The following is a 26,340-nucleotide window of genomic DNA, read 5'->3' on the forward strand; positions in this document are numbered from 1 at the left end:
TAGTGGTATAACAATAGACAATAAAAATAAAAATGAGTATCAACTATGTGGTTCTGGGTTAAACATTTATCACTGGCTGCGGGGCTAATAATTCTCGCAGTCTACTTTTTATTAGGTGATGGTCCAGTATTTGATTTTAAAGAATCAAACAATGCAGCGGCGCAAGGATTAAGCCGGTTTTACTCATCAATTCGTAATAAAGTGAGCGACGAGCAAGGTAAGTTTGTATTGCAGCTTAAAAAGCCAGAACAAACTCTCGATCTTGTTTTAGCTGAGCGCATGCGTATTGTTGAACCGATTCCAAAAACCTGGAAGGGCAGAGTTGAACCTCGACGCTTTGAAAACGGATCAACACTAAAAAAGGCGTTATCGCAATATGCCAGTAATGAAGGCATAGAGCTATATTGGTATTTAAGTAAAGATTACGTCGTTAAAGATCATTTTAGAGTAGACAGCAATTTCATTTCTACCTTGTATCAAGTAGGGCGTGCAATTAACGACGACTTTGAAAACGAAGTATACACTTACTTATGCCATAAACAGCGCGCGGCCGTAATTACTGAACTACCTTCTGAATTTGTTCGCACTAACTGCTTACAGCTTAAAACTTGAACTTAATAATTAGCACTTTGATACTCACTTGAGTATCAAAGTGACGCGCGCTAACTTAATTCAAATACGGTTTGCCAAATTGTAGTTACGTTTTTAATGTCATCACTAAATTGTGCTCGCTCTGTGCGGCGCCCTTGCTGATCTAAACTCAACACATGATAGCGCGAACGGTAATTAATGTACGCCTGAATTAATTGCTGCTTTTGCGCCTTAGTAATGCAGCCAAGCTTTGCAGCATCAGTTAAAATTCTGACATTATCGGAATACACACATAACTCTTCAAATTGTTGCGCATAATTTAGCACTAGGTACTGAGTAATAAATTCAATATCTGTCATTGCGCCAACATCTTGTTTTAAATCAAATTGCTGCTCATTTCCTGTTGCTAAATGTTCACGCATTTTTTCACGCATTTTTATGACATCGTCTTTAAGCACTTTTGTATCGCGTGGCTGGCACAGTATATTTTTACGAATTTGCGCAAAACGCTCAACAAATTCAGCTTGCCCTAAAATCAGCCTCGCTCGTACTAGCGCTTGATGCTCCCATGTCCATGCTTGTGTTTGTTGGTAATGATTAAAACTCTCTAGGTTAATTGCCAACAACCCCGATGCCCCCTCAGGGCGTAGTCGTGTATCAAGCTCATATAAAATACCCGAGGCGGTACGGGTATTAAATAAATGCATTAAACGTTGCGCCAATTTTAAATAAAATTGCCTTGAGTCTATTGGCTTTACACCATTAGTTTGGCTGCTGCCATCGTGGTTATGTACAAATACTAAATCTAAATCAGAGTCATAACCCACTTCAAAGCCACCGGTTTTACCATAGGCAATAACCGCAAAGCCTTTGCTTTCGTCGTTAGTACCAGGTGGCATACCAAAGCGTTTTACACAGTTGTGCCATGCAATATTAACGGCCTGATCAACAATCGCCTCCGCCAGTGCCGTTAAATGATCGCTCACCTTCATTACATCCATAACATCGGTGGCATCGGCAGCGGCAATACGTAACTGATGCGTTTGTTTAAACTGCCGTAACGCTTCCATTTGCATTTCTAAGTCGTCGGGCTCAATACGTAAAAAATACTGCCTAATTTCGTCTTTATAGGCGCTTAAAGGTGTTGGCTTATAAAGTACTGCGGGGTCTATTAGCTCATCAAGCAAAATAGGGTAAAGCGAAATATGCTCACCTATCCATTTACTATAACAACACAATAATACTAACTGCTTTAAGGCGCCTGGATTTTCGTATAACAGCTCTAAATAGGCGGTACGCGAAATTATTTTATTGAGTATTTGGCAAATAACATTAAATGTTTCGGCAGTGGCATTAAAGTCGTTCATTTGTTTGAGTAAAACCGGCATTAATTTATCAAGAATATTACGCCCTCGATTACCCACTTTTGCTTTAGATATACGTTGTTTAAAGTCGTGTAGTGGTGTTTGCCAATCTTCCCTGGGATCATTTAAAAAACTCACATCTCCATGATCCCAAGCGCTAATAAATGCGCCTTCGCACGTATCTAGCGGTTCGGTTTCCTCTCCTATTACATGATTAAACTCATTATGAATTTGCCCCATTACATGCTCTAAATAGCTTAACGTAGCGCTAAAGTCGGGCTGATTGAGTAAATAATTTAAACGTTGCTGATTTAGCTCCTCATCCGGGAGGGTTTGCGTTTGTTGGTCATCAAATATTTGTAGGTACTGCTCAACTTTACGCAGGTACAAGTAGTTTTTTTGCAGATCTTTTGCTTCAAGATCATCAATTACTTGACTTAAACTAAGCTCTTTAAGGGCATGTAATAATGATTGAGTTTGCAAATTAGCCTCTCGCCCACCACGTACCATTTGTAGCGCTTGTACAATAAATTCAACTTCTCGTATTCCGCCTGCACCTAATTTTATATTATTGGTTAGGCGCTTACGACGTACTTCTTGAGCAATCATCAATTTCATTTTTCGCAGCGACTCAATCACCGAAAAATCTATATAGCGTCTATATACAAACGGCTTTAATAACTGGTTAAACTCGTTAAAATAAATGTTAGGCGTGCCAATTAAGCGCCCTTTTAACATGGCATAACGTTCCCAATCACGGCCTTGCTCTTGGTAGTAATCTTCAATTGCATTAAAGCTCATAACTAACGGGCCACTTTCACCAAAAGGTCGCAGTCGCATATCTACTCTAAATACTTGGCCGTCAACAGTCACTTGATTAAGTGCGGTTATTAACTTTTGTGCCACTTTGGTATAAAACACTTGGGCTTCGAGCGAGCGACGCCCGCCTTGGGTTTTAATATTGCGAGGATAGGCAAAAATAAGATCTATATCTGATGAGTAGTTCAGCTCTTGCCCGCCAAGCTTACCCATTCCTAACACCATTAAAGGTAATGGCTGACCTTGTTCATTTAAAGGCTCGCCATTGGTTTTTGCCACTTGTGTATAAGCCCACTGATTTGCACTTTCTATTAGGTTATCTGCTAATTGGCTTACATACTTGATACTGTCGGCAATTGGGTTGTCGCAACATAAATCTAAAAAAGCCACTTTAAGCCAGTACTTTTCTCGGTATTGCCGCAGTAATCTATGGCAATCGCGCTCATCAATATCATTTAGCTCTAAGTCAATAAAAGGAGCAACAACCACCCTATTTTTAATTTCGGTGTTACACAGTAACCAGTTTTTTAGCTCAGGTTGCGATGTTAAACAACGCCATGCAAAGTCACTCAAGGCTAATAACCGTACTAGTGCTAGTTCTTGCTTTTGTTGTGGATAAAGCTGTTCGAAGCGTGTTTCGCCAAGTTTTTGTAATTGAATGGGAAGCTGCTTTACATTACTCATCAATACTCTCTTTTATATCATCAATAACCGTACTAGAATGATTAAAAACCTATTAAGGTAAATACTACTTAGGAAAACCATGTCATATTTGTCATTATCTAACACTAGTTTACTTGCGATTGCTATTAGTTTTATTGTTATTTGCGTGATCATAATGAGCTTAAGAATAATCACTCAACTAAAAGCAAAACAAGCGCTTAAAGATGAGTTAGCGCAGCATGATAACTTTGCAATGGGGATTAGTTTTGCCTCAGAAATATCGGTAGTGATTGCCTCAGTAGCATTTTTATTTGATGAAATAAGTATAAGCACTGCGCAATCGAATCCATTAAAAGTGATTTTTTTAATCGTTTTATTATTTTTATTTATTAAAGTAGGTCACTTAATTCATCGTAAATGGATTTTGCATCGTTTTAATGAAGAAGCCGCTATTTTAAAACAAAATGTCTGCGCCGCACTGGTCGACTCAGGTATGTTAATTGCCAACTGTATTATTACTTTAGGGCTTTATACTTGGACTCACACTCAAGGTTTTAGCAGCTTACTCATTGCCTTTGTAAGTTTTTTTGTACTACAAGGCATGTTTGCTTTTGATAGTAAAATACGTGAATACTACTTTGCCAAAGCTAATCAAGGCGCATCACTACAAAGTAACTTTGGCCTTGAAAATACCTCTATTGGTATTCGCTACGCGGGTAAATCAATTGGTTTATCGCTGGCCGCGTATGCTGGTTTGTCCAGCGCAGCGTTTCAAAATGGTAAGATGGTCGAAAATTTATTTACACTCGTGATGCATTGCGGTGTAATGTGGGTGCTACTTTACAGTTTAACTTATGTAATAAAAAAGATTTCGTTACCAAATATCGATACTTCGCTGGAAATTGATCATCAAGATAATATTGGTATTGCTTGTATCGAGTTTGCGGTTTTTTGTGCTGTAGGTTATTTACTTATTAGTATGTTTTCAATTTAACACCAAACTGATTAAATACAACGACTCTATATTTAATCAGTTTGTGAACACTTTACGTAAGTGTAATGGGGCTTTATGCTATTTGATGTAACCAATTATCTGTTAGTTGATATAGATAATGAGTTTAGCAGAGCATTTGCTGAGTACTCTTTTAATCATGCTCAGAGCCAATCACCCAGCGGATTAATAGCCGCTGGTAGCCATACCCGTCAGTTAGTAAAAATGATGTTTGATGAACTTATAAAAGATTACTGCTATTGCGACTTTGAAAATGAAATTAGTGTGTCAGAGCTCGCTACCTACTTGCATGATCATCATAAAATTAAAGGCGTATTATTTAATCGTGTTGATTACTTACTTGGTGATGATACACAGCGCTTTATTTATAACTCACTACACAAAAATCGCTTTTTAGTTAGCCAAGACGAAAATGGCTTTTCGTTTAGCCCAGTAACAGACCCAGGGCATTCAAATCACTTATCGTGCCATACCGATATAGCACAAGCGTCACTAAACCTAATAGAGACTGGTGAGCAATTTAATAAAAATAAATAATTGCACCTAGCTCACAGCTTACTTACCATAGCGGCATATAACGTTTATGCACTAACCAATAAGTGACACCACATGCGAGTTCCTCATATTTATCAGGCATCGAGTATTGCCTTAAACACTCCAGTTACATTAGATGACGACGCTGCAGGCCATATTGGCCGAGTATTGCGGATGAAAGTAGGCGAGCACGTGTCTATTTTTAATGGTGAAGGCGGTGAATACCTTAGTGAAATTATTGAGGTGACTAAAAAAAATGTCGTGGTTATGCCGCAACAGCTAAATACTCATGATGTAGAGTCTCCCTTAAAAATTCACTTGGGCCAATGCGTATCACGTGGCGATAAAATGGATTTTACCATTCAAAAATCGGTAGAACTTGGGATTACCGAAATCACCCCTATTTTTAGTCAGCGTTGCGGCGTTAAATTAATGGGCGATCGACTTGATAAAAAACACCAACAATGGCAAAAAATAGCCATAGCCGCCGCCGAGCAATCTGGGCGTAACTTTGTACCTGTTGTTCACCCGCCGGTAGATCTAAAGCAATGGCTTGCACAGCAAAGTGCAGCAATTAAGCTCACTTTGCATCCACGTGCCGAGCACAGTATTAAAACAATTACCGTACCCAAAGATGGCGTACGCTTTTTAGTTGGCCCTGAAGGCGGCTTTACTGATGAGGAAATGGCGCAAACAAAGCAACAAAACTTTGTAGATATTCGCTTAGGCCCGCGCGTATTACGCACCGAAACAGCAGCGTTAACTGTTTTAAGTGCATTACAGCTGCAGTTTGGCGACTTAGCTAATTGAAATAACTAAAAGTACCCACATATATATATTAATATTCATATTAAGGCACAGCGCATGGCAATTAAGTTAGGCATTATTTCAGATCCTATTAGCGGATTTAATATTAAAAAAGACACCGGTTTTGCAATGATGATGCAAGCGCAAGCACGTGGCTATGAAATTTACTATATGGAAATGGATGATCTTTCACTACGCCAAGGTCAGGCATATGCTACAGCTGCAAAAGCACAGGTTTTTGACGATCCAAACAATTGGTACCAGCTTGAACAAAAAGCCACTATTGCACTTAGCGATTTAGACGTTATTTTAATGCGTAAAGATCCCCCTTTTGATACCGAATACATATACGCAACGTATATTTTAGAGCGTGCCGAGCAAGCAGGTACGCTCATAGTTAACAAGCCACAAAGCCTGCGCGATGCAAACGAAAAGCTGTTTACAGCTTGGTTTAGCGAATACACGCCCGACACTTTAGTAACGCGCAGCCAAAAGCAAATTCGTGAGTTTTTAGCGCAGCATAAAGACATTATTTTAAAGCCGCTTGATGGCATGGGTGGCGCGTCGATTTTTAGAGTTAAAGCAGACGATGCTAACATTGGTGTAATTTGTGAAACATTAACCGAGCATGGCAGCCGCTTTGCCATGGTACAAAATTATATCCCAGAGATCACTCAAGGCGATAAGCGCGTATTGGTTGTTGATGGCGAAGTAATTCCATATTGCTTAGCGCGTATTCCACAAAACGGTGAAACACGCGGTAACTTAGCTGTAGGTGGACGCGGCGAAGCACGCCCTCTAAGTGAATCCGATTTAAAAATTGCACAAGCTGTTGCACCAACACTTAAAGAAAAAGGCCTAATTTTTGTCGGTTTAGATATTATTGGCGACAAATTAACCGAAATTAACGTGACCGCACCAACCTGTGTTAAAGAAATTGAAGCAGCGTACGATATTTCAATTACGGGTATTTTGTTTGACGCAATTGAAAAACGACTCGCTAAATAAGTTAGCGTTATTAAAAGTGCTTTCATATTGTAAGGTTTAAAATATTTATTATTTTTAAATCGTATGAAAGTGCTTATTTTGTTTTAAAAACATGGGTATGTGCCATACTAAAAATTCATTAACTAAAAAGGGTGAAATCTATGCAGTCATTAGAAAATCATTTTTTAATCGCAATGCCGTCGATGCAAGACCCTTTTTTTAAACGTGCTGTTACCTATATTTGTGAGCACAATGAAGACGGGGCTATGGGCTTGGTAATCAACCAGCCTATTAATATTACCGTAGGTGAATTACTCGATAAAATAGAAATTGATAACGACAAAACTCAGCAAGCAGCGCAAGTTAGCGTATATGCTGGCGGGCCGGTTAAAACCGACCGTGGTTTTGTACTGCACTCTCCAAAGCATGGTTACTCTGCGAGCCAAACGCTCAGCAGTGATATCATGATCACCACCTCCAAAGATGTACTCGCTTCGTTAACCACAGCACAAGCACCTGAACAATTTATTATTACTTTGGGCTACTCTGGCTGGGAACAAGGTCAATTAGAACAAGAGCTACTTGATAATAGCTGGTTGATAATTAAAGCCGATCCGAAAATTATTTTTGACACCCCCGTTGAAAAACGCTGGGAAAAAGCAGTTTCTATGCTGGGCTTTGATATAAGCCAACTCAGCCCTGAAGCTGGTCATGCTTAACAAGATAAACTTATGACAAAAAAAAACTTCAAGCCGCAAGGCCAGCGTACTGTAATGGGCTTTGACTTTGGCACCAAAAGTATTGGTATTGCTATAGGTCAAGAGCTCACTGGCAGCGCATCGAGCCTTAAAGCTGTAAAAGCACAAGATGGCATTCCTAATTGGGATGACATAGCAGTACAAGTAAACGAATGGCAACCCGATTTAATGGTGGTAGGTTTACCGCTAAATATGGATGGCACCGCCCAAGAGGTAACCTTTAAAGCTAAAAAGTTTGCTAACCGATTGCATAATCACTATGCCATACCAGTAGAAACACAAGATGAGCGCTTAACCACCGCCGATGCTAAAGCGCGCCTGTTTGAACAAGGCGGTTATAAAAACTTAGGCAAAGGCAAAGTAGATAACATGTCTGCGGTGATTATTTTAGAGAGCTTTTTTGAAACGAGTTACGGTGAGTAAAAATATTAGGTATTAGGCTTTAGGTATCAGAGCTTTTAAGCTGATACCTAAAGTCTTTAACTTAAATTAACTAATATTGCCTTTATCATCAAGGCCATCAATAGTGACCCCTTGTAAAAAGCCCGCCCCTTGCTGCTCATTGTTGCGCAGCTTTATCATTAAGCGTAAATCGTTCGCCGAATCGGCATGGTGCAACGCATCTGCATAATTGATTCGTTGCTGTTTATACAATTCAAATAAGGCCTGATCAAAGGTCTGCATGCCCATTTCTTTCGATTTAGCCATGGTTTCTTTAATACCGCCTATATCACCATTTTTAATTAGCTCTGCAACCATAGGTGAATTAAGTAATATTTCAATAGCAGCAACTCGGCCTTGCCCGTCAGATGTGGGGATCAGCTGCTGGGCAATAATAGCGCGTAAATTTAATGCTAGATCGTATTTAAGCTTATCGTGTTTTTCTTTTGGCACTAAATGCATGATCCGATCTATCGCTTGGTTAGCGTTGTTTGCATGCAAGGTAGCCACACATAAATGCCCTGTTTCTGCAAAGCTTAATGCATACTCCATGGTTTCTTGTGAGCGTATTTCGCCTATTAATATTACGTCGGGTGCTTGGCGTAACGAGCTTTTAAGTGCTGATTCAAAGCTTTCGGTATCTAGCCCTACTTCGCGTTGAGTAATAATACTTTTACGATGTTCGTGTACAAACTCAATCGGGTCTTCAATGGTTAATATATGACCGCGCTGATTACGGTTTCTATAGCCAATAAGTGCAGCAAGTGAGGTTGACTTACCCGTACCTGTTCCCCCCACAAATAGCACTAAACCACGTTTCGACATAATCACATCGGTAAGTGTAGACGGCAGCCCAAGTTCGCCAATTTCAGGTATTTTAGTAACAATACGACGAATAACCATGCCCGCTTTATCGCGCTGCCAAAATGCCGAAATACGAAAACGCCCTTCGTCAGTGGCAATCGCAAAGTTGCATTCTTTGGTTGCATGAAACTCGGCTTTTTGTTTTTCACTCATTGCCGATTCAACCAACTCAAGTGATTGCTCATCGCTGAGCGGCTCATCATCAAGTGGGGTTAATTCACCATTAATTTTAGCGCTGATAGGCAGTTGGCTTGAAACAAATAAATCAGAGCCTTTTTTATCTATCATTATTTGTAAAAAGTTATTTAAAGATAAAGCCATTAGTATTCCTTAACCACCAAACTGAGTTTTGTCTTGCGCTTTAGCTTGCGCTGCAATATTAGTAACAATGCCATGATTAACTAAATTTGTTAAACATTGATCCATCGTTTGCATGCCATGCGAAGCGCCAGTTTGAATAGACGAGTACATTTGCGCCACTTTATCTTCACGAATTAAGTTACGAATAGCAGGTACCGCAAGCATAATTTCGTGAGCAGCTACTCGCCCACCACCAATTTTTTTAAGCAGGGTTTGCGAAATTACCGCGCGTAACGATTCCGAGAGCATAGAGCGAATCATGGCTTTTTCTTCACCTGGGAATACATCTATAATACGGTCAATGGTTTTAGGTGCAGAGGTGGTGTGCAAAGTGCCAAATACTAAGTGACCGGTTTCGGCTGCTGTCATTGCCAGGCGAATGGTTTCCAGATCACGTAATTCACCAACTAATATTACATCTGGATCTTCACGAAGTGCACTGCGTAGCGCATTTTTAAAGCTATGTGTATCGCGATGTACTTCTCGCTGATTAATCAGACTTAATTTATTATCGTGGACAAATTCGATTGGATCTTCAATAGTGAGAATATGGTGATGTTTTGTTTGATTTATATAATCAACCATAGCCGCTAGTGTTGTCGACTTACCTGACCCTGTAGGCCCTGTTACTAATACTAAGCCGCGAGGGTTATCGGCAATGGTTTTAAAAATATCGGGGGCGCCTAAATCATCTAGTGTGAGCACTTCACTGGGAATAGTACGAAATACGGCTGCTGGACCACGATGAGTATTAAAGGCATTAACACGAAAACGTGCTAAATTAGGCACTTCAAATGAAAAATCCACTTCGAGATTTTGTTCGTAGTCCTTGCGCTGGTTATCGTTCATAATATCGTAAACTAAGTTGTTTACATCTTTGTCTCCTAGTGCTGGTATATTAATACGCCGCACATCGCCATCTACGCGTATCATAGGTGAAACCCCTGATGATAAATGTAAATCGGATGCTTTGTGTTGCACACTAAACGCCAATAATTCGGTAATATCCATTTATGACTCCACAACTAACTGATAAATATATGGTTACAATAGCAGAACGACTTACATCCGCCTACGCTAGAATTGCTAGCGCGGCAAAAAATGCCCAACGAAATAGTAACGAAATAACCTTACTTGCAGTATCAAAAACCAAACCAAGTGCCGATATTATTGCTGCCTACGAGCATGGCCAACGCCAATTTGGTGAGTCTTATGTTCAAGAGGCTGTAGATAAAATAGCGCAACTACACACATATAGCGATATCATTTGGCATTTCATTGGCCCTATTCAATCAAATAAAAGCGCACTAGTGGCCGCCAATTTTGCTTGGGTACAAAGTGTTGATCGGATTAAAATAGCGAAACGCTTAAACAACCAACGACCAGCCAATAAAGCCGCGCTTAATGTGCTTATTCAAGTAAATATTAGTAATGAGGAAGCTAAGTCGGGTTGCCAGCTTAATGAAGTAGCCGAACTGGCCAGCTTTATTAACCAGTGTGAGCAATTAACTTTACGCGGGCTGATGGCTATTCCGGCTAAAAGTGACGATATTACAACGCAAACTCAATATTTTAAGCAATTACAAACTTGCTTTGATAAACTACAGACCCAATATCCTCAAGTAGATACTTTGTCGATGGGGATGAGCAATGATGTTGAAGCTGCAATTAGTGCAGGCTCAACCATGGTGAGGATCGGCACAGACATTTTTGGCACACGAACTTAAAAGGTGATAACAGATATATGTCAGATAAAACAATCGCATTTATAGGCACAGGTAATATGAGCTACGCCATTATTGGTGGCATGGTAAAAAATGGGTTTAATGCAAACAATATTATTGCCACAAACCGTAACCAAGAAAAGCTGGCCAAAGTAGCAGCCGATTTCAAGGTAAAAACCACCAGTGACAATAACGAAGCCCTGCGCGATGCTGACGTAATTGTTCTTTCTGTTAAACCACAAATGATGGGCGATTTATGTAAATCGTTTCAAGAATCGGGTGTCGACTTTAGCGATAAACTGTTTATTTCAGTAGCAGCTGGTTTAACCGTAAAACGTTTGCGCGAAATGCTTGGCCAAGACGTTAAAATGATACGTTGTATGCCTAATACGCCTTCACTGCTTGGCCGTGGTGTATCGGGTTTATATGGCGCTGGCGAAACGCCAAGCGAGCACGAATTTGTACAACAAGTTTTTGAATGCACTGGCATTGTAGTGTGGGTTGAACAAGAATCGCAAATTAACGATATTATTGCGGTTACAGGCTCATCGCCTGCTTATTTTTTCTTATTTATGGAAGCCATAGAAGAGAAAGCCAAAGCACTGGGCTTTAACGATGCAGATGCACGTCGCTTAGTACAACAAACAGCACTTGGCGCTGCCGAAATGGCACTCAGCCAACCCGATATAACCATTTCTCAGTTACGCTCAAACGTAACATCTAAAGGTGGTACTACGCATGCAGCCGTTGAGCATTTAAAAGATAAAGGCTTAACCCAAACCGTTGCCGATGCCATGGATGCGTGTATTACGCGTGCACAGCAAATGGAACAAGAACTTTAAGAAGGTTAAATTATGAATGCCATGCAATTTTTAATCAGTACCCTGTTTGACTTGTTTTTAATGGTGGTATTACTGCGCTTTTGGCTACAGTGGGCAAAAGCCGACTTTTACAACCCAATGAGCCAATTTGTGGTTAAAGCCACCTCGTTCGCAGTAAAGCCACTGCGTAAAATCATTCCTGGGTTTGGAGGACTTGATTTAGCCTCGCTATTGCTGGCATTTTTTGTTGCCGCAGCCAAAATAAGCGTGCTTATGTGGCTTATTTATAAGTCATGGGCTATACAACCTGTACTTATTCAAGCATTAATCACCGTACTAAAAGAAGGTTTAAATTTAGTTTTTTGGGTACTTATTATTCGCGCTATTTTAAGCTGGGTTAGCCAAGGCTATAACCCAATAGAAGCGGTATTCCACCAGCTAACTGAACCTATGTTAAAACCTATTCGTAAAATTCTACCGCCGCTAGGTGGTTTAGATTTATCGGTTTTAGTGCTTATTATTGGTATACAGTTTTTACAAATGCTGCTTATGGATTTATTAGTTTAAGCGTTTATTTTAGCTAAAGAGGTCACTAGACCTCTTTTTATGTTTTAGGAGTTAATTATGCAACGGTTAATTAAATTGTTTTTTATTACCTGTTTAGCTTTTACCTTTAATGCCCACAGTGAGCAAGTTTCCGGCGCACAGTACAAAGAGTTAGGTCAGTGGCAAGTACATTACATTGCTTTTCCTTCAACCTTTGTGCAACCTAAAATAGCCCAAGCTTATGATCTTGAGCGTAGCGGCTACAAAGGGATTGTTAACATATCTATATTAGCTAACGATGCCGATAACACGGCGCAAAAAGCCGTACTAAATGGCACAGCTAAAAATCTACTCGGCAATAAACAAACGCTTAACTTTAAAGAAGTAATTGAAGGCGATGCAATTTATTACCTTGCTCAAGTTAACTACACTAACGAAGAAGTTTTACGTTTTGAGATTGAAATACAGCAAGACTCACAATTTCAAAAATTACAGTTTCAGCAAAAATTTTACGTAGATTAAATAACTTATGATAAAAACTTTAGTACTTGCCACAGGCAACCCAGGCAAAGTAAATGAACTTGCAAACATGCTCAGCCCGCTCAATATTAATGTTGTGCCGCAAAGCGACTTTAACGTAGGTGAGGTGGCCGAAACCGGTACCACTTTTGTAGAAAATGCCATTATTAAAGCCCGCCATGCAGCCAAAATTACCGGTATGCCTGCTATTGCTGATGACTCGGGATTAGAGGTCGATGGTTTAAATGGTGCGCCAGGTGTGTACTCGGCGCGCTTTGCCGGTGCAGGTGCAACTGATCAAGATAACATAGATAAGCTACTACTTGAGCTGGGTAATAACCCAATTAGAACGGCACGCTTTTGGTGTGTACTGGTATTAATGCACCACGCTAATGACCCAACTCCGCTTATTTGTAGCGCCAGTTGGGAAGGTGAAATAACCCTAACCCAAAATGGCGAAGGCGGCTTTGGTTACGACCCGGTATTTTTTGTACCAACGCTTAATTGCACCAGTGCCGAGCTGACAAAAGAGCAAAAAAATGCCATTAGCCATCGCGGTCAAGCATTACAAAATTTACTACAGCAACTTAAGCTAAAAGGCGGCCTGTGAACCTACCACCACTAAGCTTATATGTGCACGTTCCTTGGTGCGTGCAAAAATGCCCATATTGCGACTTTAATAGCCACGGACAAAAAGGTGAAATTCCTGAAGCTGAATATGTGCAGCATTTAATTGATGATTTAAAAGCCGACCTGCATTTAGTCCAAGGGCGTAAAATTCATAGTATTTTTATTGGTGGTGGCACACCTAGCTTATTAACTGGCGCAGCTTACACACGCCTACTTAGTGAAGTTAAAAGCCTTATTGGGCTTGAAGATAACTGCGAAATAACCCTTGAAGCAAACCCTGGCACTGTTGAAACTGGCCGCTTTAAAGATTATGTAAAAGCAGGTATTAACCGCATTTCTATTGGTGTGCAAAGCATGCAAAACGACAAGCTTAAAGCGCTTGGCCGTATTCATGGCAGCGACGAGGCAAACTACGCCGCAGAGCAAGCCAAAGAAGCGGGGTTAAATAGCTTTAATCTTGATTTAATGCATGGCTTACCTGGGCAAACTCTCGATGATGCACTGGGCGATTTAAAGCAAATTATTGCCCTTAACCCGCCGCATATTTCTTGGTATCAGCTAACTATTGAGCCCAATACACAATTTGCTTCTAAGCCGCCTACCCTGCCACAAGACGAAACGCTGTGGGACATTCAAGAGCAAGGCCAAGAGTTACTCGCACAAGCCGGTTACCAGCAATACGAAATATCAGGCTATGCAAAGCCTGGCTATCAATGCCAACACAACTTAAATTATTGGCGTTTTGGCGATTATATCGGTATTGGTTGTGGCGCGCATGGTAAGGTAACTGATGCAAATACAGGCATAATAACCCGCACCGAAAAAGTTAAGCACCCGCGTGGTTACATGGATCTGATCAAACCTTACTTGTTTAAAAGCTGGCAGGTTGAACAAGACGATTTAGCATTTGAGTTTTTTATGAACCGCTTTCGTCTAGTAGAGCCGTGCCCTATTAACGACTTTAATGCGCTTACACAGCAACCATTACAAAGCCAACAACACGCGCTACAACAGGCAATTAAATTGGGCTTATTAATACAAACTGATAGCCATTGGCAAGTAACACTAAAAGGTCAGCGCTTTTTAAATGATCTGCTAGAGTTATTTGTTTAACGCTAGGCTCTAGGCCTACAAAATTATAATAATAAATTTCTAACATCAAGAGGATAGATAATGCGTAAATTTACTTTTATTGCAGCTGCAGTAAGCGTTGCACTACTTGCTGGTTGCCAGCAAGCTACACAACAAGTAACAACAGCACCAGCGGTACAAGCACAACCAGTACAAAGTGAAATAGACAAAGCGAATGCTTTTTTTGAAGATACCTTTACTCGTGACGTAATGAGCAGCCCTGTATATCAAACATACATGGGTATTAAGCAAGATTACGACAAGTGGGACGATGGTAGCGAAGCGAAAAAATTAAAAGACTTTGCACAAACCAAAGCTGATTTAGTAACGCTTAATAGCATTAATCGTGCTCAGCTTGATGACGCAACTAAAGTAAGTTACGACTTAAAAAAACAAGATCTTGAAAACTCAATTGCTGACTTCAAATGGCGTTACCACAGTTACCCGGTAAACCAAATGTACGGCACTCATTCTATGATCGCGGCATTTTTAATTAATCAACACTCAATTAGTAATGTAAAAGACGCTAAAGCGTATATATCTCGCTTAAACGGTGTGCCAGCTGTATTTGATCAGTTAATTACTGATTTAGAAGTACGTGCTGAAAAAGGTATTATTGCCCCTAAGTTTGTATTCCCGCATGTTATCGACTCAAGCAAAAACATTATTAAAGGCGCTCCATTTGAGCAAGGCGACGACTCTACTTTACTTAGCGACTTTAAACGTAAAGTTAATAAACTAGAGATCAGTCAAAGCGAAAAAGACAGCCTAACCGCTGATGCAGTAGATGCTTTAAAGTCGGCTGTTAAACCGGCTTACTCTAAACTGATTAATTATATAGCCCAACTTGAAAAACGCGCAGATAACCGCGACGGTGCATGGAAATTTCCTGACGGCGAAGCGTTTTATAACAATGCGTTAAAGCGCACTACCACCACAGACCTAACAGCAAAAGAAATACACGCTATTGGCCTTGCTGAAGTGGCTCGTATTCATGATGAAATGCGCGCCATAAAAGATAAAGTAGGCTTTAAAGGCGATTTAGCTGCTTTCATGCAGTTTATGAAAACCGACAAGCAGTTTTATTTACCAAATACTGATGCAGCTAAAGAGCAATATATTAGCCAAGCAACCGACCTAATTAATAATATGAAGTCGCGTCTTGATGAGTTATTTATTGTAAAACCAAAAGCCGATATGATTGTAAAACGCGTTGAAGCATTTCGTGAAAAAGCAGCTGGCAAGGCGTTTTATCAACAACCAGCACCAGATGGCTCTCGTCCAGGTGTTTACTACGCCAACCTTTACGACATGGAAGCGATGCCCACTTACCAAATGGAAGCTCTAACTTATCATGAAGGCATTCCGGGGCATCATATGCAAATTGCGATTTCGCAAGAGCTAGAAGGCGTGCCTAAGTTTCGTAAATTTGGTGGCTACACTGCTTATATTGAAGGTTGGGGCTTATACTCTGAGCTAGTACCAAAAGAAATGGGCTTATACGAAGACCCATATTCTGACTTTGGTCGTCTTTCGATGGAGTTATGGCGCGCAGCACGTTTAGTGGTTGATACAGGTATTCACGCTATGCAGTGGAACCGCCAACAAGGTATTGATTACTACGTAAATAACACGCCTAATGCGACCTCTGACGGGGTTAAAATGGTTGAGCGTCACATTGTAATGCCATCGCAAGCAACTGCTTATAAAGTGGGTATGCTGAAGATTTTAGAACTGCGTGAAAATGCAAAGCAGCAACTAGGTGATAAGTTTGATATTCGCCAGTTCCACGACGTAGTGCTTAAAAATGGCCCAGTACCACTTAACGTACTAGAAGACTTTGTTAATCAGTGGATAGCAAGTAAACAAGCTTAACTTGCAATAACTCAGTAATAATATAGAAGGTCGCTTATGCGGCCTTTTTTTTGTTTTATAAGCCAATTGTTTAAGCTAGAGTAGGTAACCTGAGCTCCGGATAATAAAATTAAATATAACTATGATTCAATACGTTAGTAAATCTCTTAACCAGAGTTCATGTTAGGTAACAATAAACTAAGGGGATAAGCCATGGAATTATGCATACAATTACTTAACGCACGCCTTGCTAAGTATCAACTCGACGAGCTTGATAACGACTTTAAGCAGTTAACCCCAGCTCAGCAAGCAAACCAATTAATGCACTTGTATCAAAGCGCGCAGCGAATGAGTGTTAAATATAACTTTATGCAAAATGTGGCAATCCGTATTTTAACCAACAACCCTTTACCAACATCGTTTATTAGCCAACTAAGCACCCTAGATGCTTTAAGCTTTTTTACGCCTGCACTTAAAGTTAACAAGGGTTTTTTGGCGCAAAATGAGGCCAGTAATACTGTGTTGCATACAGTGTTTAAACAACCTGATGCAAACAATTTACCGTTTAACTATGTACGTTCGTTAATGTTATTTGAATCTAACGATGACTTACTAAAAGCGCTGGCACTGCCTAACCAGCAAGGGTTAACGCCAGTTGCCTGTTATATTGCTTATGCAAATAAACCGACTACGCCAATAAAACATGAGTTTTCGGCGCTACTCGCATTAATGGAAATGGAGCAAAAGCAAAATGCACAAGCAAAACAGCAACTATTAAATGTATTACAAGGCAATACGGTAAACGAAACCACGCTGTTACTGAGCGCTGCCTATTTACAGCGCTCAATACCTCAAGTGATTAATTTACTTAGTCAGAAAGGTAATATTCAACGCTGGTAACCACGCGGATTTTTTTGATTTGCGGCGTATTAGAGTCACGATCACTAATGCTAAATTGTCCTTGGCGAGCCGTTTTTATTTTACCTAACTTTGAATTTGAGTCTTTAGCAAATTTAGTCGCTACTTCGCGGGCTTTTTCGGTGGCCTCTTGTACCATTGCTGGTTTAATATCGTTTAAACCAGTGAACATATACTCCACACGGGTTTCGTAGTTGTCTTGCACTATGGCAATATTTTGCTTAGCCAGCTGACTTACCTTGCTCAGGGCATTTTTTACTTTGTCGGGCGCATTTGAATAAACAATAATATTAGAGCGCACTATATATCTAAATTGTTGATTTTCGCTGCCGTATTCGCGAGCTTGTTTATCTATAATTGATTGGCTGCCAGTGCTAATTTCTTCATCATCAAAGCCGTGTAACTTTAAAAATGCAATTACTGCATCGTTTTTACCTTCAACTCTGCTCACTAACGCTTCTAAGTTATTGTCGGCATCACTAAATTGCAGTGGCCAGATCACGGTATCGGCCATCACTTCTTGCTCAGCCAATCCTTTTACTTGTACGGTACGTTCCATTCCTTTGATATCAAGCGCTGCACCTTTTAAAATAAACCCTAAGCTAATTAAGCCTATACTTAAACATATAGCCGCAATAACAATATTAAAGTTAGATGTTTTATTCATTAAAACTCCCTTGTTAAGCGCCTAAAACAACCCTAAACGCTCGAAAATATAATATAAACAGAGTACATTGTGAAATAACAGATAGCAAAGATTAATCAGCATAGGAAAAGCCATGAGTCTCAAGCGGATCAGTCAGTTTTTTAACCCAAGCTCGGTAGCCGTTATTGGTGCATCTAACACGCCAACCCGCGCTGGTTATGTAGTTATGCGTAACTTATTGCAAAGTGGTTTTAAAGGGCCAATTATGCCAGTAACGCCAAATCATACTGCGGTGCATGGTGTACTGGCATACCCTAGTATTGATGCCTTGCCAAAAGTACCTGACCTCGCGGTTATTTGTACTAATAAAAACACTTTAGACCTTATTATTGAGCAACTTGGAAAGCTGGGCTGTCATAATGCCATCATCATTGCTGACGGCTTAAGTAACGCACAAAAACAAACTTTAAAAGAGTGCGCACGTAGCCATCAAGTTACGCTGTTGGGCCCAAATTCTTTAGGATTATTAATTCCTCATATTGGCTTAAATGCCAGTTTTTCACACACTGTAGCGAGCCCTGGCAAACTCGCTTTCGTGTCGCAATCAGCGGCAGTGTGCTCAACCATTTTAGATTGGGCAAAAAACAAAGAAATTGGCTTTTCTTACTTTGTGTCAATGGGCGATTGTCTGGATATTAAGTTTACTGAATTGCTCGACTTTTTAGGTCGCGATGCTAAAACTACGGCTATTTTGCTCTACATAGATAACATTGAGGACAGTCGCAGCTTTATTTCTGCAGCTCGAGCGGCCGCTTTTAGCAAACCCGTAATTGTAATTAAAACAGGCAGGACTCATCCGGGCGCGATTGCCGCTGAAGCTCAATCGGGAATAGCGCATAGCTCAGATGCGGTATACGATGCTCTATTTCAGCGCGCGGGTATGTTAAGAGTAAACGATTTGCGCGAGCTATTTGCTGCAACACAAACATTAGCTATGCACCCTAAATTATTAAAAGTAGAGCAGCTCACTATTTTAACCAATGGTGGCGGCCCTGGCGTAATGGCAGTAGATGAGCTAATACAAAGCTCAGGTAAATTAACGCAATTGAGTGACGAGACATGTGATGCACTCAATAAAGTAATTCCTCGCTCAGAGAAGGCCTCAAACCCGGTAGATATTTTTGGTGACTCAGCCCCAAGCCGCTATAAGCACGCGTTAGAAATTCTACTTAAAGCCCCTGAAGTAAAAAACTTACTGATTATTCACACTCCATCTGCGCTAGCACCTAGCGAAGACTATGCAAATATTATTGTTGAAGCCTTACAAGCACTCCCTAAAATGGCACGCCCGTATGTTATCACTAACTTTACCGGTGAAGATGCCGCCTATGCTGCTAGGCGAGTTTGCGCTAATAATGCGATCCCAACTTATCGTACTCCCGAGGGCGCTGTTGGGGCTTTTATGCACTTAGTCAGTTATCGACGTAATCAAAAGCATTTAACCCAAACCCCTGAGTCGAATACCGTAGATACAAAAATTAATAAGTCGGCAGCTAAAGCCTTAGTAAATGAGTTTTTAGAAGAAGGGCAAAGTTATTTACCGACCCATCAAGCGAGCCAAATTTTAAGTCATTACGGTATTGAGTGTATTCAAACTGAAGTGGCTTACACGCCAACAGAAGCAAAAGAGCAAGCCATTGAGTTGGGCTTTCCGGTGGCGCTAAAATTAATTAGCCCAAGTATTCCTTCAAAATCTGAAGTGGGTGGCGTAGTGCTTAACTTAAATGACGCCCAAGAAGTAGAGCAAACTGCCTTTTCGATGTTATTAAGAATAAAGAACACTTATCCCGATGCCATTATTGATGGTTTTTCGCTGCAAAAAATGGCGCCGCGTGCTGGAGCCAACGAACTGCGAATAGCAATAAAAACAGAGCCTAATTTTGGTCCCGTTATTTTACTAGGAGAAGCAGGCACCGGCCTTGAATACGCACAAGCAGCAGTAGCTTTGCCCCCGCTAAATATGAACCTAGCAAAATACTTAATTGCCGCGGCGCACGATAAAGGCGTACTAAAGGATCGTATCCTGCCTGAAAAAGTAGATAAATATAGACTCTGCGCATTGCTTACTCGCATCTCGCAGTTAGTAATTGATCAGCCTGACATTAGCTCCTTAGAGCTCAACCCTATATTAGCCAGCAATGGGCAATTTTTAGTGCTCGACGCCACCATGACCATTAACCGCTATCGAGTGCAAACGCACCGCAAACGTTTATCTATTCGCCCCTACCCGATTGAATTGGTAGAGGCCGTAACGTTAAAAAATAATACCCAAGCGACGCTGCGCCCAATTAAACCAGAAGACGAGCAAGCACATCAGCAGTTCGATCAGTCTTTAACCAAAGAGGATCGCTATAAACGATTTTTTGGAGAGTTAAGGCAGTTTAATCACGACCAACTCGCTAAAATGACGCAAATAGATTACGACCGTGAAATGGCCTTTATTGTATCTCAAGCACATCAAGGGCAACCTCGCACTCTTGGCGTATCGCGCGTTATAATGGATCCGGATAATTTACAGGCCGAATTTGCCGTTGTAGTGCGCTCAGACTGCCAAGGCCTTGGGCTCGGTCGTATATTAATGACAGCCGCAATTGAGCACTGTAAGCGCCAAGGAGTTAAATCTATTGAAGGAATTACTTTGCCAGAGAACACCGGCATGATTGAGCTTGCGCGTAAATTGGGCTTTAAAATAAGCCGCGACTTTGAAGAAGGCAGTATAAATATGGTACTTAAACTATAAATGAACTATATACGAAAACTTAGACAAAAAATTGCGCACACTTTTGAAGCCTCTGGAGAGTATCAGCGCGCGGGGCACATACTTGATGTAATGCTGGTTTGTCTCATAATGGTCAACGTAGTTGCCATTGTCCTTGAGTCAGTATCAAGTATTGCTAAGCAGTACCATGAAGAATTTTTCTTATTAGAAATTGTCTCCATAACTATATTTTCTATTGAATACATAATACGGCTTTGGACCTGTGTAGACAGAGTTAAATATGCAGCTATTGAAGGCTCAAACAGCAAACGCCGATTGCACTATATTTTTTCGCCTTTAGCATTAATTGATTTAATTGCTATATTACCTAGCTTACTGATGTTTTTCTTTATGCTAGATTTGCGTTTTTTACGGGTTTTAAGATTACTGCGAGTATTTAAGTTAACCCGTTATTCGCGTGCTATGCAGTTGCTTTTACAAGCCTTTATTGATGAAGGCAGTACTCTTTTAGCGGCTTTTTTTATTATGGCCGTGGTACTTATTTTAGCCTCTTGTGGTATTTACTTGCTTGAACACGATATACAGCCCGATAAATTTGGCTCTATCCCTGCAGCAATGTGGTGGGCTATGGCAACGCTAACTACCGTGGGCTACGGCGATGTAGTACCTATAACCCCCATTGGTAAACTATTTGGTGGAGTAATCACCCTAGTGAGTATGGGAATGGTTGCAGTGCCTACCGGCTTACTTGCATCGAGCTTTTCAGAGCAAGTACGTAAACGCCGTCAAGTATTCGAAAATGCAGTACACGAACAGATCACTAACGGCACTCTCAACAAGGAGCACCTCAGTCATCTTGAAGATCTGCGTTACAAACTAGGGCTGAGTAAACTAGAAGCCAATAAAGCCATAAAAGCCCAACTTAACGAGCGCAGCGAACACATGTTTTGTAGAAACTGTGGCAAGCGCCCATAAATAGGTTAAAAGTAGTTGTCAGCTTTTTGCTGGCAACCACGCACTAAAGGATTCCCTTTAGTCTTGCTTAAACACGTCGCTCCAATCGCGAGTAATTAAAGGAATAACTGCATTTGTGGGCACAGGTTTACTAAATAAATAACCTTGAAAATAGTCGCAACCAAGTGCTTTTAAAAATACTAATTGGTTGGTACTTTCAATGCCTTCTGCCACACATTCTTTATTTAGGCTGTGGGCTAAAGTAAGCGTAGACTGGATAATTGCCTCATCATTAGAATCAACCCCTATATCTTGTACAAAACTCCGGTCAATTTTTAATACATCAATAGGAAAGCGCTTCAAATAAGTTAACGATGCGTAACCTGTACCAAAGTCATCCATATAAAGCCTGCAACCTAGTTGTTTTAACATATCCATGCTCGTTAAGGCCTGCTTTGAATCGCGCATTAATATTGATTCGGTTATTTCAAATACAATCGCCTTAGAAGGTATAGCAGCTTTAATTAATGCCTTTTTAATTTCAGGCACCAAGTGTTCAAATTCAAAATCGAGTGCCGATAAGTTAATCGACAAATATAACTCGGGAGCAATTTTGCGCCAAGCCACTAATTCCTCTAAAGCACGACCCAATGTTTGCAACATTATTTTTGTAATTAAACCAATACTCTCTGCCGCTAACGAAAACTCTTGAGTGTTCACTAATTGATTTTTTGGCCAGCGTAGCAATACTTCAAAGCCTTCGGTTTTTTGGCTATTTGCATTTATAATAGGTTGATAATAATTACAAAACTCATGCTCTTGGTAGGCTTTAGTTAACTGCGATTCTAGGTGCAGTGCTTTTTGCACCCGTTGATTCATCTCTTGCTTATAAAACTTATAGCTCCCTTCTAAATTATCTTTAGCGTGGTATAAAGCAATATTGGCAGCTTTTAATAGATCTTTATATTGCTGCGCATCATCTGGATATGTGGCAACACCAATGCTTAAATTAATATTAATTATTTGACCATTAAGGCCAATATTTTTATTAACACAGTCCATTAATTTAGTGCAAACGAGCAGTACCTCTTCTATTTGTTGTATATCTTCCACCAACACAACAAATTCATCACCACCAAATCGAGCTACGCTATCGCTGGGGCGTAAAGTACTTTTTAATCGCTCTGCCACTGTTTTAATCAATTCATCGGCAACTTCTCGCCCTAGCGAATCATTAAAGTGTTTAAAGCGTTTAATATTAATATGCAGCAAAGCAACCTTGCTGTTATGGCGCTGTGCTTGCTCAATTGCATGTATTACACGGTCATTAAATAATGCTCTATTTGGCAGGCTAGTTAGCTGATCGTAGTTGGCGAGTATATGTAGCTCATTTTCTGCTAATTTTTGTGCATTTATATCGGTTAAAATAACAACGTAACTGGTTAACCTGTGCTCGTTATCGGCAACTGCACTTATTTTAACAAGCACGTGGCGTTGCTCGTTATTAACCAATGTTACTGTGTCTTCGCAAGAAAAGTGCTCCCCTACATTGAGCTTTTGCATAATGCGCAAATAATCAAAACGGCTACTGCGCGAAATTCCTAAATTAAGTACTCGGCTAGATCGCGGCTCAGCTGGAAAGTTAAACGCCGTTTGTAATGATTTATTAGAGGCGCGTATATTAAAGTTTTTATCGAGTATAAATACCCAATCTCGAGTTTGCTCAAAGGCTGCTGTAAATAAGCGAGCGTGCTCTTCAAACACCATTTCACGGGTCATATTAGTGTAAGTTCCGGCCACTTTTTGCGGCAATTTATTATGCCACTCTACTACTTTGCCAAAATCTTTGTACCAGCGCCAATGCCCTTTTGCATGCCTAAGCCTATAGGTGCAATTAAAAGATCCTTTATCAGTAGATAAAAACTCTAACCACTCCAATCTAAATAAAGGCCTGTCTTGTGGGTGTATTTTTACTAAATAGTCATCTAAATTTACGCATTCAACGCTGTAGCCTAATTCATTCATTAACCGTGGTTGATAAATACTAAGGCTGCTTGACTGCCAATCCCAAACCCCGGATTCACTGCCCTCAAGTGCCAGTTTTAAACGCGCTTCGCTTTCTTTACTTTCTTTGTGAGCTGCCAATAAAATACGCTGTATTTTATTGTGGCGCATTACCCAAGCAACCACTAAAGCAATTAACAATAATGCATATAGCACCACAAAATAAGGGGCACGCCATAGTGGGTATTTCACTTTTATTTTTAAACTAGCGGGCGACGTATATTCGCCGGTTAATGGGTCTTTAGCCCACACTTTTAATTGGTAGTTACCCGGATTTAATTTTGGAAAGAGCACTCTGTTATTTCGGGTATAACTTTTTTGCCCGTTATCGAGCTGATACTCATAAATAATCCGCTCTTGAAAACTAAACGACATTGCCGAAAAAGCTATTTCTAAACCTATATCGTCATGATTTAAAGTTATTTCTTCAAGTGGTTGCTGTAAGTTAAGCGACAAGTTTCGCGACATTAAATTGATCCGAGTAATATTAACGTGATCAATTAATGCTTTGGTGTTTTGATTGTTCATTGGGTGAAAATAGGTAAAGCCTTTTAGGCTACCATAAGCAATACGCCCATCTTTTAAATGTGCCATAGCGCCGCTGTTAAATTCTGCAGAGAGTAGCCCTTCTGACGTAGTAAATTGCTGAAAATGCAATGTAGTCGGGTTTAAACGCCAAATGCCTTTATGGCTACTCATCCAAATCATGCCATCGTCATCTAGCACCATATCGTACAATAAGGTACCCAATTTGTTTTTGTCTAAATCAACAGTATGAATAAGTTCATACGTTAAGGCATCAATACCAATCAGGCCAAAGTTGGATAACGAGAGCCATAAAATATTATTGCGATCAACTTCATACGACAGCACATTTACGGCAACATTTTCATGCTGCTTAGGAACCTTATATATTATTTTTAGAGTTAGACTGTGAGGATTAACTTGATATAAAATCCCACCACTAAAAAATAAAGGCTTATCTGGTTGTGTCGATAATGGTGGTAAAAATCCATGCGCTAAAAAAGGGTCAAACTGAGTAAACTCGCCCTCTAACTGGGTTAGTTGCTGGGTATTAATGTTATACATAAGCATGCCATGATCTGAGTGTACATAGTACAAGTTACCATCGGGCATTAAAGTAACTCCATGAACCCAGCCAGTGATCAGCTTTTGGTTGCTCGGATTTTGTGTTTGCGGCTCAGTTAATTGTAGGCTAACAGGGTCAAAAATAAATAAACCTCTGTTGGAGTGCAGCCACAATTTATTTTTATAAGGCATTATTTTATAAATAGTAAATTCAGTGGTTAGCAAATCAACTTTAAAATCTTGTAAATACGTTTTGCCTATATTTGTTTCTAAATCAACTTCAGTTAAACCATTATGCGTAGCTAGCCATAGCTTGTCTTTATACTCAGTAATGCCCCAAATTGAATGATGCGATAAGCCGTCACCACCGAGCATGCTGCCCTCAACATTAGTAAACTGGTAGTTATTATTAGCTAAATAAAACGCCCCATCTGTTTTAGTGGCCACCCATGTTCCACCAGAATTATCTTTAACCATATCAATAATACTGGTATCGGCTAGGGTATATTTACTTTGGTTAATTCGGGTGTTTTTTATTATTTCCCCCGTTTTTAAATTAAACTTGAACAACCCTTTATCAGTCGCTAAATCAATTTTTTCATGGTCATTTGTAATTTGCCAAATATTTAAATTATCAAGCAATACACTATTGTTAAATGCCACATCGGGGCGCTCAAACATGCTAGATAAATTGCTAATATCAACTTGGTATAATCCTTTAACAGCGCCCACTAATAGCTGATTATTGTTAGCGATAGCAAATGACTTCACATTATTTTGATAAATATGCTCTGCCTCTGTGCGTAAATGCTCTAATGGCCGCACTTTTTCACTGGCAATATCAAACACATAAGCACCATGACTCGTACCAATAAATATATAGCCGTTATAGTAAAAGAGCTTTCTAACTAGGGTGCTTTTGTATTTACTCGGGAGCTCAAAAATAGTGGTTATTTCACCACTTTCAATATCAAGCTTTGCAAAGTCACGGCCTCGGCCAATCCAGAGGGTTTTATCATCAACTGCTAACATGCTGAAAACAGATTGATTAATTATCTGCTCTTCGCTTAGCGGCTTTTCTAAAAACTGTTTATAAGAATCGGTAGTTGGATCATAACGAAATAGCCCTGCCAGCAGTGAAGCAATCCAAATATGCCCTTGAGTGTCTTGGTATATGCGATCAATAATAGCTTCTTCAAGCTCACCATTAGGCCCGTTAATTGGTATTACTTGGTAGCCATCATAACGGTTAAGGCCACCTTCTGTCGCAAGCCATAAGTAACCGTTATTATCAATAAGCATAGTATTAACATAGCTTTGAGATAGCCCCTCGCTAGGAGATAAGCGCTTCACTTGTGCGTTTATTTGGCTACTCATTATTAGCATAAGTGCGATTAAGCAACTTATTGTTCTGTTAATAGCTTTACCCATTCTTGATCCCACTTTTTATGTTGTTTCTGATAGG

The 26,340-nt window shown here is 40.1% G+C and carries 22 protein-coding genes; 17 read left to right on the forward strand and 5 right to left on the reverse strand.

Annotated elements, in window-relative coordinates; all coding sequences use genetic code 11:
• The first annotated feature begins 45 nt into the window (after nt 1–45).
• Nucleotides 46–612 (forward strand): toxin co-regulated pilus biosynthesis Q family protein, encoded by a 567-nt coding sequence (locus tag PTRA_RS13580; protein WP_058374178.1) that lies wholly within the window; start codon nt 46–48, stop codon nt 610–612.
• Nucleotides 613–662: 50 nt separating this feature from the next.
• On the opposite strand, the gene glnE is transcribed toward PTRA_RS13580, so the two are convergent.
• A complete protein-coding gene (glnE, locus tag PTRA_RS13585; RefSeq protein WP_058374179.1) occupies nt 663–3,458 on the reverse strand; it encodes a bifunctional [glutamate--ammonia ligase]-adenylyl-L-tyrosine phosphorylase/[glutamate--ammonia-ligase] adenylyltransferase in 2,796 nt (931 codons plus the stop codon).
• Between the two features lie 79 nt (nt 3,459–3,537).
• On the opposite strand from glnE, the gene PTRA_RS13590 reads away from it, so the two are divergent.
• The 6 genes from PTRA_RS13590 to ruvX all read left to right on the forward strand — a co-directional run bounded on the left by PTRA_RS13590 (nt 3,538) and on the right by ruvX (nt 7,958).
• Nucleotides 3,538–4,431, forward strand: coding sequence for a DUF350 domain-containing protein (locus PTRA_RS13590; protein ID WP_058374180.1), 894 nt, complete (start codon nt 3,538–3,540; stop codon nt 4,429–4,431).
• Nucleotides 4,432–4,506: 75 nt separating this feature from the next.
• Nucleotides 4,507–4,986: a hypothetical protein gene (locus tag PTRA_RS13595; RefSeq protein WP_058374181.1), complete on the forward strand. Its 480-nt coding sequence runs from the start codon at nt 4,507–4,509 to the stop codon at nt 4,984–4,986.
• A gap of 72 nt (nt 4,987–5,058) precedes the next feature.
• The gene (gene rsmE / locus PTRA_RS13600) at nt 5,059–5,793 is read left to right on the forward strand and encodes a 16S rRNA (uracil(1498)-N(3))-methyltransferase (protein ID WP_011329246.1); all 735 of its coding nucleotides are present in this window, start codon (nt 5,059–5,061) and stop codon (nt 5,791–5,793) included.
• Nucleotides 5,794–5,847: 54 nt separating this feature from the next.
• Nucleotides 5,848–6,798 carry a glutathione synthase gene (gene gshB / locus PTRA_RS13605; protein ID WP_058374182.1) on the forward strand — a complete coding sequence of 317 codons (951 nt, stop codon included), beginning with the start codon at nt 5,848–5,850 and terminating at the stop codon, nt 6,796–6,798.
• A gap of 140 nt (nt 6,799–6,938) precedes the next feature.
• The gene (locus PTRA_RS13610) at nt 6,939–7,496 is read left to right on the forward strand and encodes a YqgE/AlgH family protein (protein ID WP_058374183.1); all 558 of its coding nucleotides are present in this window, start codon (nt 6,939–6,941) and stop codon (nt 7,494–7,496) included.
• A gap of 12 nt (nt 7,497–7,508) precedes the next feature.
• Nucleotides 7,509–7,958 (forward strand): Holliday junction resolvase RuvX, encoded by a 450-nt coding sequence (gene ruvX / locus PTRA_RS13615; RefSeq protein WP_011329249.1) that lies wholly within the window; start codon nt 7,509–7,511, stop codon nt 7,956–7,958.
• 66 nt (nt 7,959–8,024) lie between these two features.
• Here ruvX and PTRA_RS13620 read toward each other — a convergent pair whose 3' ends face one another.
• The gene (locus tag PTRA_RS13620) at nt 8,025–9,161 is read right to left on the reverse strand and encodes a PilT/PilU family type 4a pilus ATPase (protein ID WP_058374184.1); all 1,137 of its coding nucleotides are present in this window, start codon (nt 9,159–9,161) and stop codon (nt 8,025–8,027) included.
• A gap of 9 nt (nt 9,162–9,170) precedes the next feature.
• Entirely contained in the window at nt 9,171–10,211 is a 1,041-nt protein-coding gene (locus tag PTRA_RS13625; RefSeq protein WP_041454575.1) for a type IV pilus twitching motility protein PilT, read from the reverse strand.
• Nucleotides 10,212–10,213: 2 nt separating this feature from the next.
• On the opposite strand from PTRA_RS13625, the gene PTRA_RS13630 reads away from it, so the two are divergent.
• From PTRA_RS13630 to PTRA_RS13665, 8 genes are all read left to right on the forward strand, one after another.
• A complete protein-coding gene (locus PTRA_RS13630; RefSeq protein WP_058374185.1) occupies nt 10,214–10,927 on the forward strand; it encodes a YggS family pyridoxal phosphate-dependent enzyme in 714 nt (237 codons plus the stop codon).
• Nucleotides 10,928–10,944: 17 nt separating this feature from the next.
• Nucleotides 10,945–11,766: a pyrroline-5-carboxylate reductase gene (gene proC / locus PTRA_RS13635; RefSeq protein WP_011329253.1), complete on the forward strand. Its 822-nt coding sequence runs from the start codon at nt 10,945–10,947 to the stop codon at nt 11,764–11,766.
• A gap of 12 nt (nt 11,767–11,778) precedes the next feature.
• Nucleotides 11,779–12,312, forward strand: a complete 534-nt coding sequence (locus PTRA_RS13640) for a YggT family protein (RefSeq protein WP_058374186.1) — start codon at nt 11,779–11,781, stop codon at nt 12,310–12,312.
• Between the two features lie 57 nt (nt 12,313–12,369).
• Entirely contained in the window at nt 12,370–12,813 is a 444-nt protein-coding gene (locus PTRA_RS13645; protein WP_058374187.1) for a DUF4426 domain-containing protein, read from the forward strand.
• A 7-nt stretch (nt 12,814–12,820) separates the two neighbouring features.
• Nucleotides 12,821–13,420 carry an XTP/dITP diphosphatase gene (locus PTRA_RS13650; protein WP_058374188.1) on the forward strand — a complete coding sequence of 200 codons (600 nt, stop codon included), beginning with the start codon at nt 12,821–12,823 and terminating at the stop codon, nt 13,418–13,420.
• Complete coding sequence (gene hemW, locus PTRA_RS13655; RefSeq protein WP_058374189.1) at nt 13,417–14,553, forward strand: radical SAM family heme chaperone HemW; 1,137 nt, start codon at nt 13,417–13,419, stop codon at nt 14,551–14,553. Before PTRA_RS13650 ends, hemW begins: the two co-directional genes overlap by 4 nt.
• Before the next feature lie 60 nt (nt 14,554–14,613).
• The gene (locus PTRA_RS13660) at nt 14,614–16,446 is read left to right on the forward strand and encodes a DUF885 domain-containing protein (protein WP_058374190.1); all 1,833 of its coding nucleotides are present in this window, start codon (nt 14,614–14,616) and stop codon (nt 16,444–16,446) included.
• A 192-nt stretch (nt 16,447–16,638) separates the two neighbouring features.
• The gene (locus PTRA_RS13665; RefSeq protein WP_058374191.1) at nt 16,639–17,325 is read left to right on the forward strand and encodes a hypothetical protein; all 687 of its coding nucleotides are present in this window, start codon (nt 16,639–16,641) and stop codon (nt 17,323–17,325) included.
• Here PTRA_RS13665 and PTRA_RS13670 read toward each other — a convergent pair.
• Nucleotides 17,294–18,010: an SIMPL domain-containing protein gene (locus PTRA_RS13670; protein ID WP_058374192.1), complete on the reverse strand. Its 717-nt coding sequence runs from the start codon at nt 18,008–18,010 to the stop codon at nt 17,294–17,296. The two genes, PTRA_RS13665 and PTRA_RS13670, sit on opposite strands and share 32 nt — an antisense overlap.
• Before the next feature lie 112 nt (nt 18,011–18,122).
• On the opposite strand from PTRA_RS13670, the gene PTRA_RS13675 reads away from it, so the two are divergent.
• Complete coding sequence (locus PTRA_RS13675; protein ID WP_058374193.1) at nt 18,123–20,789, forward strand: bifunctional acetate--CoA ligase family protein/GNAT family N-acetyltransferase; 2,667 nt, start codon at nt 18,123–18,125, stop codon at nt 20,787–20,789.
• Nucleotides 20,790–21,743, forward strand: a complete 954-nt coding sequence (locus PTRA_RS13680) for an ion transporter (protein ID WP_058374194.1) — start codon at nt 20,790–20,792, stop codon at nt 21,741–21,743.
• Nucleotides 21,744–21,800: 57 nt separating this feature from the next.
• On the opposite strand, the gene PTRA_RS13685 is transcribed toward PTRA_RS13680, so the two are convergent.
• Nucleotides 21,801–26,306, reverse strand: coding sequence for an EAL domain-containing protein (locus PTRA_RS13685; RefSeq protein ID WP_058374195.1), 4,506 nt, complete (start codon nt 26,304–26,306; stop codon nt 21,801–21,803).
• Nucleotides 26,307–26,340 lie beyond the last annotated feature (34 nt).

The organism is Pseudoalteromonas translucida KMM 520, assembly GCF_001465295.1.
Classification (GTDB): domain Bacteria; phylum Pseudomonadota; class Gammaproteobacteria; order Enterobacterales; family Alteromonadaceae; genus Pseudoalteromonas; species Pseudoalteromonas translucida.

Bases quoted from the DNA above. Each gene is read 5' to 3' on its own strand.
- proC (WP_011329253.1), top strand. From the start codon at position 10,945: ATGTCAGATAAAACAATCGCATTTATAGGCACAGGTAATATGAGCTAC.
- PTRA_RS13680 (WP_058374194.1), top strand. From the start codon at position 20,790: ATGAACTATATACGAAAACTTAGACAAAAAATTGCGCACACTTTTGAA.
- PTRA_RS13590 (WP_058374180.1), top strand. From the start codon at position 3,538: ATGTCATATTTGTCATTATCTAACACTAGTTTACTTGCGATTGCTATT.
- PTRA_RS13640 (WP_058374186.1), top strand. From the start codon at position 11,779: ATGAATGCCATGCAATTTTTAATCAGTACCCTGTTTGACTTGTTTTTA.
- PTRA_RS13685 (WP_058374195.1), bottom strand. From the start codon at position 26,306: ATGGGTAAAGCTATTAACAGAACAATAAGTTGCTTAATCGCACTTATG.
- PTRA_RS13675 (WP_058374193.1), top strand. From the start codon at position 18,123: ATGAGTCTCAAGCGGATCAGTCAGTTTTTTAACCCAAGCTCGGTAGCC.
- PTRA_RS13595 (WP_058374181.1), top strand. From the start codon at position 4,507: ATGCTATTTGATGTAACCAATTATCTGTTAGTTGATATAGATAATGAG.
- PTRA_RS13670 (WP_058374192.1), bottom strand. From the start codon at position 18,010: ATGAATAAAACATCTAACTTTAATATTGTTATTGCGGCTATATGTTTA.
- PTRA_RS13665 (WP_058374191.1), top strand. From the start codon at position 16,639: ATGGAATTATGCATACAATTACTTAACGCACGCCTTGCTAAGTATCAA.
- PTRA_RS13630 (WP_058374185.1), top strand. From the start codon at position 10,214: ATGACTCCACAACTAACTGATAAATATATGGTTACAATAGCAGAACGA.
- PTRA_RS13660 (WP_058374190.1), top strand. From the start codon at position 14,614: ATGCGTAAATTTACTTTTATTGCAGCTGCAGTAAGCGTTGCACTACTT.
- PTRA_RS13620 (WP_058374184.1), bottom strand. From the start codon at position 9,161: ATGGCTTTATCTTTAAATAACTTTTTACAAATAATGATAGATAAAAAA.
- glnE (WP_058374179.1), bottom strand. From the start codon at position 3,458: ATGAGTAATGTAAAGCAGCTTCCCATTCAATTACAAAAACTTGGCGAA.
- PTRA_RS13645 (WP_058374187.1), top strand. From the start codon at position 12,370: ATGCAACGGTTAATTAAATTGTTTTTTATTACCTGTTTAGCTTTTACC.
- PTRA_RS13580 (WP_058374178.1), top strand. From the start codon at position 46: ATGTGGTTCTGGGTTAAACATTTATCACTGGCTGCGGGGCTAATAATT.
- rsmE (WP_011329246.1), top strand. From the start codon at position 5,059: ATGCGAGTTCCTCATATTTATCAGGCATCGAGTATTGCCTTAAACACT.
- ruvX (WP_011329249.1), top strand. From the start codon at position 7,509: ATGACAAAAAAAAACTTCAAGCCGCAAGGCCAGCGTACTGTAATGGGC.
- PTRA_RS13650 (WP_058374188.1), top strand. From the start codon at position 12,821: ATGATAAAAACTTTAGTACTTGCCACAGGCAACCCAGGCAAAGTAAAT.
- PTRA_RS13625 (WP_041454575.1), bottom strand. From the start codon at position 10,211: ATGGATATTACCGAATTATTGGCGTTTAGTGTGCAACACAAAGCATCC.
- gshB (WP_058374182.1), top strand. From the start codon at position 5,848: ATGGCAATTAAGTTAGGCATTATTTCAGATCCTATTAGCGGATTTAAT.
- PTRA_RS13610 (WP_058374183.1), top strand. From the start codon at position 6,939: ATGCAGTCATTAGAAAATCATTTTTTAATCGCAATGCCGTCGATGCAA.